Annotated in this window: 8 protein-coding genes; all 8 read left to right on the top strand. The window is 37.2% G+C overall.

Annotated elements, in window-relative coordinates; translation table 11 throughout:
- Positions 1 to 647: molybdate ABC transporter substrate-binding protein (gene modA, locus PGC14_RS11100; protein ID WP_271628946.1), on the top strand; the 647-nt coding region annotated here is incomplete at its 5' end.
- Between the two features lie 47 nt (positions 648 to 694).
- Positions 695 to 1,459: a molybdate ABC transporter permease subunit gene (locus tag PGC14_RS11095; protein WP_271628945.1), complete on the top strand. Its 765-nt coding sequence runs from the start codon at positions 695 to 697 to the stop codon at positions 1,457 to 1,459.
- 36 nt (positions 1,460 to 1,495) lie between these two features.
- Positions 1,496 to 2,491, top strand: a complete 996-nt coding sequence (locus PGC14_RS11090) for a pyruvate carboxyltransferase (RefSeq protein ID WP_271628944.1) — start codon at positions 1,496 to 1,498, stop codon at positions 2,489 to 2,491.
- 227 nt (positions 2,492 to 2,718) lie between these two features.
- Positions 2,719 to 2,931, top strand: a complete 213-nt coding sequence (locus PGC14_RS11085; protein WP_271628943.1) for a hypothetical protein — start codon at positions 2,719 to 2,721, stop codon at positions 2,929 to 2,931.
- Positions 2,932 to 2,963: 32 nt separating this feature from the next.
- Entirely contained in the window at positions 2,964 to 3,989 is a 1,026-nt protein-coding gene (locus tag PGC14_RS11080) for a type II TA system antitoxin MqsA family protein (protein ID WP_271628942.1), read from the top strand.
- A 187-nt stretch (positions 3,990 to 4,176) separates the two neighbouring features.
- Positions 4,177 to 5,337: an ABC transporter substrate-binding protein gene (locus PGC14_RS11075; protein ID WP_422653045.1), complete on the top strand. Its 1,161-nt coding sequence runs from the start codon at positions 4,177 to 4,179 to the stop codon at positions 5,335 to 5,337.
- 210 nt (positions 5,338 to 5,547) lie between these two features.
- On the top strand, positions 5,548 to 7,647 hold the full coding sequence (locus PGC14_RS11070; RefSeq protein ID WP_271629883.1) for a methyl-accepting chemotaxis protein: 2,100 nt from the start codon (positions 5,548 to 5,550) through the stop codon (positions 7,645 to 7,647).
- Positions 7,648 to 7,825: 178 nt separating this feature from the next.
- Complete coding sequence (locus tag PGC14_RS11065; RefSeq protein ID WP_271628940.1) at positions 7,826 to 11,221, top strand: Ig-like domain-containing protein; 3,396 nt, start codon at positions 7,826 to 7,828, stop codon at positions 11,219 to 11,221.
- The last annotated feature ends 55 nt before the right edge of the window (positions 11,222 to 11,276 follow it).

Raw genomic sequence — 11,276 nt, 5'->3', positions numbered from 1 at the left:
ATACTTTAGAAGCGGTTATAGAAAAAATAGCTGACCAGTTTGAAAAAGAGAAAAATTGCAAGATTGAAATGAATGTTGCAGGCACTCATGTACTTGTGACGCAGCTCAAAAGTGGCGCTTCTTGTGATGTATTCTTTTCTGCAGACAAAAGATACATTGATGAAATAAAAGGAAAGAGGTATATAAATAGCTACTTGACATTTGCTAAAACCATTCTTGCTATTGTCAGCTCATCGAAAAAGGTGAAAAGCTTTGAGGATATATCTAAAAAAGGTGTAAAGCTTTGCATAGCAGACCCTGTTTCACCAATTGGTATGTGGACACAACAGTTTCTAAACAAAGTAAAAAGCAAAGACCCTGCCCTGTACAAAAAGATTTTGCAAAATGTCATCTCACAAGAGTTTCAGATTACTGATGTTATCCAAAAAGTTAAGGCAATGCAGGCTGACGCAGGTGTTGTTTATTTCACAGATGCCATAAATTCAAAACTGGGTATTGTTTCTATTCCTGATGAGTACAATGTTCAGGCTTATCATTATGTTGGGGTAATCAAAACATCTGAGAAAAATAGGCTTGCAAAGGAGTTTATAAAGTTTTTAAGTTCAAAAAAAGTCAAAGCTATTTTAAAGTCAGCAGGATATGAATAGCAAAGAAAACCGATCAAGTTTCTTTTGTGAAAGCGTGTGAGCTTATTATGAAAAAGGTATTTATTCTTTCAGTTCCGTTTTTAATATTTTTGCTTTTACCTTTTTTAAATTTGCTTTTTGTTGTACCATACTCAAAACTTTTTAATATGATAACAAAAAAAGAGACCATCACAGCCTTTGGGCTTTCTTTTTTTACAGCCAGCATCTGCTGCATTTTAGCATTTTTAATAGGCACACCTTTTGCATACCTTCTTGCCAGTACAAAAAGAAGAATCGCTTTTCTTGAGCTGATAATAGACCTTCCAAACGTCCTGCCACCGATCTTGATGGGAGTGCTCTTGCTTCTTTTGTATGGCAAAGTCGGATTTGTAGGGAGAATACTTGACAAAGCTTCTCTTGAGATACCTTTTACCACCTTTGCAGTAATACTTGCTCAGCTTTTTGTTAGTATTGGATACTATTTGAAAGTAGCATACTCTTCGTTTTTGGCCATAGACAAACAGTTAAAAGAAGAAGGCTTCATTTTAGGGCTTGATGAGCTTGGAATTTTGTGGCGTGTGTACTTACCAGTTGCAAGAAAAGGGCTTGTGATAGGGATACTTGGCACGTTTTCAAGGGCGCTTGGCGAGTTTGGCGCAACAGTTGTCTTTGCGGGGAATGTCTTTGGAAAAACTCAAACAATCTCACTTTATTTGTACAAACTATATGTGCAAAATCAGGAGGAAACTTATTCTGTGAGTTTTGTGATGATAATAATTTCATATTTAATTCTTTACTTAACAAAGAAACTTTTGAACAACGTTGACTATTGAAAAACTTGACTATAAATCTGTTAGGATGTGAGAAAAATGGTAAGTGCAGCAAAAAAGAGTTTTCAAAATTTTGAAAAAGGCGCTCCTAATTACTTTAAAGAAATATTTCCATATGAGAGTATTCCAAGAGTTATATTTGATAGTATTTCTGTTCCCCTCAATATACCGTCAAAGCTATATGTAACAGACAGCACGTTCAGAGAAGGTCAGCAAGCTATTTCGTATATAGGAAAAGAAAATGTAGCAAAGATTTTCGAATATCTTCACTACATTGACAATGGCACTGGAACTATAAAATACTCCGAATTTTTTCTTTATACAAACTATCACAGACAGTGTGTTCAGGAATGCTTGAAAAAAAGATTCAAATTTCCAAAGGTAGTTGGGTGGGTGAGAAGTAAAAAAGAGGAACTAAAACTTGCAAAAGAGTTTGGACTTGATGAGGTAGGGATTTTAATGTCATGCTCAGACTATCACATCTACAAAAAGTTTCAAAAAACAAGGTCAGAAATTGCCGCCCAGTACATCGATGTTATACAAGAAGCCTTTTCACTTGGTATTACACCAAGAGTTCATCTTGAAGACATCACAAGATCAGATATTGAAAATTTTGTAATTCCACTTATGTTGGCAATTGAAGAGATGGCAAAAAAGTGTGACAAAAAGGTGTATTTTAAACTGTGCGACACTTTAGGGTTTGGTGTGCCATATGAGTATGCAAGCTTGCCACGAAGCGTTCCTAAAATTATTTACACAATTTCAAAGAGCACCAATATACCACCAGAGAGGCTTGAGTGGCATGGTCACAACGATTTTTACAAAGCTCAGAGCAATGCAGTCTGTGCGTGGCTATACGGTGCTTCAATGGTAAACTGCTCTATAAGAGGGATAGGTGAGAGGACTGGCATTGCAGCTTTAGAGGTTGCAATCTTGGACCTTGTCCAGATAAAAGCTGAAAATGCACCAAACTTAAATTTTGAGGCTTTAGATGAGCTTTTGGAGTTTACCTCAAGGTTTGAGGTTATGAAGTAAGCTTCATTATCTTATCCAAAGTTGAATATTGCCATCAAATAGTGGCAATAATAAAATTTATATGATATAATGAAAATGCAAAAAGTGTTTTTAAAGTTGCACGAAAGAGGGCGATTGAGATTGAAAAGCTAAAAGAAGAGGTTATCAAAAGTTATCTACTCGAAATTAAAAAACTAATAGTAGCAGGGAAATGGGGTTTTGTCAAAAGAGAGAAAAACATAAAATTCTTGAAAGAATGGGGTTTGCTAATAGACGATGTAAAGGACATATTGTTGGACCTTCAGCCAGGAGATTACGTCAAAGGACCAGAACAAGACCATCTTGATAATAAAGAAGGTGACATTTGGATTTTCAAAAACAACAGATACTTAGATGTTTGTAATATACATAAAACTAAGGTACAATCCACCAGAAGAAGTGGTGTGCATTTCTTTTCATGAGGATGAATCTCAAGAAAAGGGGGTGAAAAAGAATGATGAATAGGGCATATTGTCCGGAGTGTAAAAAGCATGTTGAAATTAAAGTTGAAAAAAATCTGGTTAGAGAATATAAAGGTGTGCAAGTCAATGTTGAAGAACATGTTCCGCATTGCAGTGAGTGTGATACTGAGTTGTTTGTGCCAGACATCGAAAACGAAAATCTAAAAAGGCTCTATCAACGCTATAGAGAGTTGACAGGCTTGATTACCCCTGAAGAAATCCAGAAGATAAGAGAAAAATATGGACTTTCTCAAAGAGAGCTGGGGCAGATACTTGGCTGGGGCAAGATGACAATAAACAGGTATGAAAGAGGAGCTTTGCCTTCTAAATCACATAGTGATATTCTTAAACTGATTTTAACATCTGAAGGGTTTTTCAAAGAAAAAGTGGAAGAAGCATTTAAATCTGGGAGAATAACTGAAAGAACATATCAAAAAACAATGGAGAAAATCAGAGACTCTCTTGCTGATTTGAAGAAAAAAATTATCTCTGCAGAGCTTGAACATCCAGAAGATATCTACAATGGATTCAGAAGGTTTGACTTTGAAAAGCTGGAGAATTTGATAAGCTACATTGCTGAAAAAGTTGAAAATTTATATTTGAGCAGTCTTAATAAGTTTTTATGGTATATTGATTTTATGCACTTTAAACGTTGTTTACGTTCAATAACTGGCTTAAGATACATCAAATATGCTTATGGGCCAGTGATTGAAAAATTCGCATACAAAGAAATAGCAGCATACCCAAGTGATAAATACACTATTGAGGAGTATGAGACTCCTGATGGAGCAATCCAAACAAAGATTAAGAGCAAAGGCAACTACGACTTATCAGTATTTACCCAAGAAGAATTGCAGACCATTAATATGGTCATTGATGCATTGAAAGATAAAACGTGCAGCGCTATTTCAGAGCTGTCTCACAAAGAAGTTGGATGGCAACAAACTCCGTTGCGTGAACTAATCTCATATGAGTACGCAAAGACAGTGAGTTTAGACAGTCAAGCACTACAGAAATAACATAGATTCCTGTTTCTAATATTCTTATTGACAAGTCTTGTTTGTTAAATTAAAATATTCTCAACACATATTATTAAGATATGCACAAAAGGGCAAAGGTGGTCTTTTGTAGAGGTTTTCCTTTGCCCTTTTTTGATACTGCAAAGTATATCTTAGGACGGGAGGATGGTTTTTCGTGAGAAAACTTATGCTCCAAAAAATTCTAATCATTGCATCTGCCTTAATTTTAATCTTAGGTTTATTTGCCTTTGCTTTTGCTTCAAGCTCAAAAACAGTAAGGCTTGGAGTAAATCTTGAGTTGTCTGGTGCTGTTGCACAGTACGGGCAGAGGACTTTAGAAGGCCTTAAGATGGCAGTTGAAGAGATTAATAAAAAGGGTGGAGTTTTAGGAAAGAAAATAGAGCTTGTTGTGTTTGATAACAAATCTGACAAGACAGAAGCGCTAAATATTGCAACAAGGCTTGCAACAAAAGAGAATGTTTTAGCCCTGTTAAGCCCTGTGACATCAGGTGCAACAAAATCTGCTTCAATTGCCGCAACAAGATACAGGGTTCCACTTGTATCAGCAACTGCCACAGATGATTCGGTCACAATTGACGAAAGAACGGGCAAGACAAAGGCATATGTATTTAGAATCTGCTTCAATGACTCATTCCAAGGAAGTGTTATGGCAAACTTTGCACTAAAAACTTTAAAACTAAAGACAGCGGCAATTATCTATGATGCCTCATCAGACTACAGCAAAGGACTTTACAAGAATTTTAAAGAGACATTTACAAAAGGTGGCGGAAAAGTGGTTGCCCAAGAGGCTTTTACAAAAGGTGAGCAAGATTTTAGTGGAATCTTGACAAAGATTAGAGACAAAAAGCCACAGGCTATATTTGTTCCTGTCTATTATGATGAGGCAGGGCTTATAATCAAGCAGGCAAGAGAGCTTGGAATGTGGATGCCAATTCTTGGCACAGACGGATTTGATGACCCAAAGGTTATTGAAAAAGCTGGCAAGAAATATGCAACAAACATCTTTTTCTCAACTCACTACTCATCACAGGATACAGACAAAAAGGTGCAAGACTTTGTCAGAAGATACAAGCAAAAATACAAGATTGAACCAAACACTCTTTCAGCTCTTGGATATGACTTGGGGTATTTTATGGCAGATGCAATAAAACGTGCAGGTTCTACAACTGACAGAGAAAAACTGAGAAGAGCCCTTGAGAATACTAAAAACTTTGTCGGCTTAACAGGCATTATTTCAATTGACTCAAAACACAACGCTAAAAAGTCTGCAGTGATAATTGAGATTAAAAATGGCGTGCATAGATTTAAACAGAAGTTAAATCCATAAGAAGTCCGTAAAAGAACCATATAAAATGCAAAAGGGGCTGGACAAAACTATTCTTTCTTCCAGCTCCTTTTTGTTTTCTTCTCTGATTTTTCAAAAATGATAGTTTAAAATTTAAACTCTCTTGACATTTTGCCTCTCAAATGATGTATAATCAAAAATATAATAAAATTAAAATTTTAGAAGGTGAGGAAATTGTCTAAAAAAGACCCAATGTCGTTTTTAAAAAGATTCGTATTTCAGCAGGGCCTTGCAAGAAAACTGAGTTTGCTTGTGGTGGGGATTTTGGTTATTCCTATTTTAATTATTGACATCATTTCGGTCAGGACTTCTGTAACTTCAGTAATAAACGAAAGTAAAAAGTCACATCTTGCTGCAACAGAGGCAAGCAGTCAGTATTTTCAACTAATCTTTGACACAGTCAGAGACCAAGCCCTGCAGCTTATGTCAAATGACGTCATTCAGAAGCTTTATTCAGAATCACGTCAGCTCACCTTAGAAGACTATGACAAGTACAAGCTGAAAACTGATGCTGATAAAATGATTCAAAACATATTTGTCACAAACATAATGCTCTCTGCAGCGTATATATTAGTAGACAAGGACAATTCTCTTCTTTACCCATATTTTTCTGCTGAGTATATAGATTTTAACAAGCTGAAATCGGCACGCTGGTACAAAAAGATTATGGAAGCAGATGGACCAGTATTTTTAGAAAATCACTATGAAGCATTAGATGAAGTAGCAAACCAAAAAAGCCAAACAATCCCACAATATGCTTTTTCAGTTGGCATGCCCTTTAAGGATATTTCATCATCCCAGACCTTGGGTGTTTTGATTTTGGATGTAAGCCTGCAGTGGCTAAGAAGTGCACTACAGTCCACAAATATCTCACAGCAGGGCGGTTATATGCTTGCAGTATCACCTGCTGGGAAGGTAATTTTGCCAAGCGAGTGGGAAACAACAAGAAAACTTACTCCAAATGCAAACACACCGTTTATTACCAAGATACTAAGTGAAGTTAAAGGTAAAAACACAAAAGGTACATTCCAAACAGTTTTTGATAACAAGCCATTTTTGGTTACATATTCACGCATTCCTGAGCAAGATTGGATAATAGTAAGTTTAGTTCCTGTTGAAGCGATGCTTGCATCTGCAAGCAGATTAGAGGTTATAATCATCATCCTTACAATAATATTTACAGTTGCAGCTCTTGTGATAGGAATTTATTTTGCTCTAAGGATTGTAAAAGATTTAGAAACTGTTACAAAGACATTTGCTATTGCTGAAAAGGGTGATTTGACAGTAAGTCTTAACATAAATAGAAATGACGAGATAGGCCTTCTTTCCCACAGCTTTAACAACATGGCAAAGAATATAAAAGCCTTGATTGAAAAAGGTGTAAATCTTAGCAAAGAGGTTAGCTCTGCAATCTCAACTCTTACCACAATTGCCTCCGAGACAGCTGCAGCATCAAATGAGGTTGCAAAAGCAATCTCAGAGATTGCAAAGGGTGCGTCAAATCAGGCAAAAGAAGCAACAAGCGTTGTGGAGACAGTTTCTAAGTTTGGAGAGAAAATTGACACAATTGTTTCATCCGCAAACCAAATGAGCACTCTTTCAAAGAACGTTGCACAGCTTTCGAACAAAGGAACAGAGGTGGTAAATACCTTAAATAATGTTACTCACGAAACTGTTCACATTACAAATACAATGATTCAAACAATCAATCAGCTTGCAGAGTATTCAAGGTCAATTGGGAAGATTATTCAGGTTTTAAGTGGAATTTCTGAGCAGACCAAACTTTTGGCTTTGAATGCTTCAATCGAGGCGGCAAAGGCAGGAGATGCTGGACGTGGCTTTGCTGTTGTTGCAAGCGAAATTAGAAAGCTTGCTGACCAGTCAAAAGAGTCAACAAGAGAAGTTGAGGATATGATAAAGAAGATTGTAACTCAAACAAAAGCTGCACAAGAGGTTGCAGATAAAGTAGAAAGTGTCATTGAGCAGCAAAATGGTGCTGTTGAGGATGTTGCTTCTGCATTTTCTAACATAAAAAGCGCAATGGATGAGCTTATAAAAGGAATTGAGAATATCACTGAGTCAATTTCTGCAATTGACAAAGAAAAAGATACTATTATTCACAGTATAGAAAATATCTCTGCTATTTCAGAGGAGACAGCAGCATCTTCACAAGAGGTTTCTGCATCGACACAGGAACAGCTTGCAGCAATAGAAGAACTTCGAGCCATGACAGAGCAGCTAAACAAACTTTCTCAAGATTTACAGGCAGCTATGCAGATATTCAAGGTTTAAAAAGTTTTTTGGGCTTTTGCAAAATTATTTCACCAATTTTACAGTTTGGTTACAAATGCTAAAGACCTATTGACTTATTAAAATGCTGTTGTTAAAATTTTAGCTGTAAGTGATGAGGCTATAAAAAAGCAAGAGCCTCATCACTAAAAAATCATACAAGGAGGTTTGGTGAGTAGTTATGAAAAAATTCAAAAGACTTATCGCTATTGTAACAGTATTGCTTTTTGCCCTATCAATAATTGCGCCTGCGTTTGCACAGGACGAAGCTACAACAGAAGAGACAGCTGGTTCTGTGTATGACCAGGCAGCAAAGATTCTCCAAGACAAAGGTATCTTGAAAGGTAATGAGCAAGGCGACCTGATGCTCGACAAGTCACTCACAAGAGCAGAGATCTTGGCAATGATTATCAGAGCAACAGGTCAAGAAGATGTTGTTAACGACTATGTTTATGCTGATGTTTATGCTGAACAATCATTCACAGATGTTCCAAAGGATCACTGGGCATTTGCATATGTTGAGGCAGGTAAAGACCTTGGCATTGTAAATGGCTACCCAAGTGGAACATTCAAGCCAGACCAACCGGTCAAATTTGAAGAGCTCTGTAAGATGCTTGTTGCTGCAAAAGGTGAGAGCCCAGCAGCTGGAACATGGCCAATCAACTATGTAAGAAAAGCTCTTGACCTTGGTTTCTTCAATGGTATTGAAGATGAAGTTGGAATCGGGACAGTTGTAATCAGAGGTCAAGCAGCGGTTGCATTCGCAAATGCATTCTTCCCACCAGAGAAGACAATAGTTGTGAAAGATGTTAAAGTTCTTGCAAATGATACAATTGAGGTTGCAGTTGATGTATACCTCAACAATGAGCCTGCAACACTTGAAGAAGGAGATGTAATTCCTCTTGATTTTGAGATCATGGATGCATCTGACGAGACAAAAACAGTAGCAGTAACTTTGATTGACACAGAAAAGTCTGATTTTGGTGCAGGCAAGATCGTTCTCAAGACAGCTGCTCAGACAGCAAATGCAACATACAAACTTTATTTCAAAGGCAAAGACACAGGTTTGAAGTTTGTAGCAGTTCCAGTACCACTTCAGGTTACAAAGGTTGAGGCTTTGAACTATGCAGAGTTGAAAGTTACATTTAATAAAGAGGTTGACAACACAACATATGCAACAACAAAGACAAATTACACAGTAAAAGTTGGGACAGCGACAGTTCCTGTTTCATATGTAACATTGGCATCTGACAAGAAGTCTGTGACATTGCTTCTTGCAAGTGCATTTACAAGTACAGATACAGTTACTGTAACAGTTTCAAAGGCTGTTGGAATGGATGCTGATTATACAACAACAATTACAAACTTTGTTGATACAACAGCACCAACAGTTGAGAGTGTAACTGGTGTAGGTCTTACAAAGATAATTGTTAAGTTCAGCGAAGCTGTAAAGAATGCTGATAATCCAGCAAACTATACTGTTGATGGAGCTTATACACCTGCAACAGTTCAGGTTGATGATGCTAAGAGAACAGCTACACTTACATTCTATAGCCCATTAACAGCAGGAACTCATACTATCCAGTTCAGCAGTAATATCAGAGACTATGCTGACTATGGTTTGGTAACACCAATTCAGAGTGTGCAGCTTTCAAGTGATTCAACAACGGTTTCAACACCAAGTGTTGTTGAAGCAACACAAACATATGTTAAGTTGAAATTTAATAAAGGAATTATTCAAGTTACAAGTGTATCAGTTTCACCAAGCGGTGCTCAGTATACAGGTTATTCAGTTGATGCAAATGACCCAACACTGGTTGAGCTTGACTTTGCAACAACAAATCCATTACCAGCATCCGGTGCAGTACTTACACTCAGTGTAGTTGACGTAACAGGGAATAGTGCTTCCAACCTTACAGTAACAGTTGTTCCAACTGTTGATGTAACAAGACCAACATATGTCAGCTACACAGTTGATAGCCAGAATACAATAAGAGTTACATTTAGCGAAGATGTATTGCCACAAGGAACATTCTCTTTGACAGAACCAGATGGAGAGGTTCTCAATCCAAGTTCAATTGCGTACTATGTAGACTCATATGGTACAACATATAAGAATCAGCTTGTTTTGACATTCCCAAGAAATATTGATACAGGAACATGTACACTCAGTATATCAGATGTAAAGGATACATCACCACTTGCAAATGTAATTGTATCGACTAATGTTTCAATCTCAATGCTTGACAAAACTGCTCCAACAGTTGCGTCAATTGTATACGATACATTGCCAATTTCAAAGCTTTACATCACATTTAGTGAAAGTGTTGACAGAGCAAGTGCATTAAATCCATCTAACTACACATTAGTATATTCAAGTGGTTCAACATCAGCGGTTTCCTCAATTTCAACAGCATACTTGTCACTCCTGAGCGATGGCAAGACAGTGCTTATTAACTTTGGTTCAAGCACACAGAGCAATGTAACAGGCGTAATGGTTGCAAATGTAGCAGACCTTGCAGGTAATAAAGCTGCTGCTTATGTAACAACATTGAAGGCATTACCAACAACAAGTCCATTGATTACATCTGCTGCACTTACTGCACAAAATCAAATTACGTTGTACTTGGATGGCAACTATGGTGGTAAACTTGCGTATATTTCACCTGCTGACTTTGTAATATACTACAACAGCAACGATGACCTCAGCAGCGCAGCAGATGATACTGTAGCAGCATATCCAATATCAGTATCTTATGACAGCAGTGCTAATACAATAACACTTACACTCAGCACAAACCTTGAAACAAATGCAAAGAAGAAAGATGCAAATGGTAATCTGAAGGATGTATATGTAAAACTAAATCCAAGCGGTGTTGTTACAAAAGATGTATTTGATAGAACAATTACAATGACAGCTTCTAACTTAGTTGTACTTGACAAGTGCGCACCAACTGTAACTGACGTTTCAGCAGGTTCACTTGGTGGTACAATCAAGATAACATTCAGCGAACCAATTGATGGAACACCAAATAATCTGTGGGTAACACTCTACAAAGATTCTTCAGTACAGCCATATACAAAGATTTCCAAGTCGGCTGATGGTACAGTGCTCTATGTTGGAACAAGTGATCCAAATGTAATTGGTGAGCTTCCTGCAGGAACATACAAGATTGTAATCAACGCAGGTTATATCAAAGACCTGGCAGGCAATACAATGAACTATGTTGCACCATATGAAGGAAAATACATTACAGCTGGTTCATCATCATCAAGCGGTGGTTCAACACAACCACCAGCTTCCAATCAACCAGTTATTACAGCTAAAGTTAAAGCATCACCTGTTGTATCTACAATCGGAATTGTAAATGTGTCTGTTGCAAATGCACCTGCAGATGCTGAAAAATACAGAGTATTTGATACTGCTGGTTCTGCGTTGACCGATATAGCTAATATTGGTTCTGACATAGCTATGTTCCCATACAAAGCACCTGGCACACAGGTAAAGGTTGTTCTTTACAAAGCTGACGGAACAACAGTTGTTGGTGAGTATATTGTTACTTTAGTACAATACTAAGGAGGTAAATAGACTGGCTGTATGGGGGATGTTTCCCTCATACAGCTGGTCTAAT

This window comes from Caldicellulosiruptor sp. DIB 104C, from assembly GCF_028198085.1.
GTDB classification, from domain to species: Bacteria; Bacillota; Thermoanaerobacteria; order Caldicellulosiruptorales; family Caldicellulosiruptoraceae; genus Caldicellulosiruptor; species Caldicellulosiruptor saccharolyticus.
The sequence above is the reverse complement of the archived record's forward strand: the minus strand, read 5'-3'. Positions and strand labels throughout refer to the sequence as shown.

Excerpts from the sequence above, each read along its gene's own strand:
- PGC14_RS11080 (WP_271628942.1), top strand. The coding sequence starts at position 2,964 with ATGATGAATAGGGCATATTGTCCGGAGTGTAAAAAGCATGTTGAAATT.
- PGC14_RS11090 (WP_271628944.1), top strand. The coding sequence starts at position 1,496 with ATGGTAAGTGCAGCAAAAAAGAGTTTTCAAAATTTTGAAAAAGGCGCT.
- PGC14_RS11065 (WP_271628940.1), top strand. The coding sequence starts at position 7,826 with ATGAAAAAATTCAAAAGACTTATCGCTATTGTAACAGTATTGCTTTTT.
- PGC14_RS11070 (WP_271629883.1), top strand. The coding sequence starts at position 5,548 with ATGTCGTTTTTAAAAAGATTCGTATTTCAGCAGGGCCTTGCAAGAAAA.
- PGC14_RS11095 (WP_271628945.1), top strand. The coding sequence starts at position 695 with ATGAAAAAGGTATTTATTCTTTCAGTTCCGTTTTTAATATTTTTGCTT.
- PGC14_RS11075 (WP_422653045.1), top strand. The coding sequence starts at position 4,177 with ATGCTCCAAAAAATTCTAATCATTGCATCTGCCTTAATTTTAATCTTA.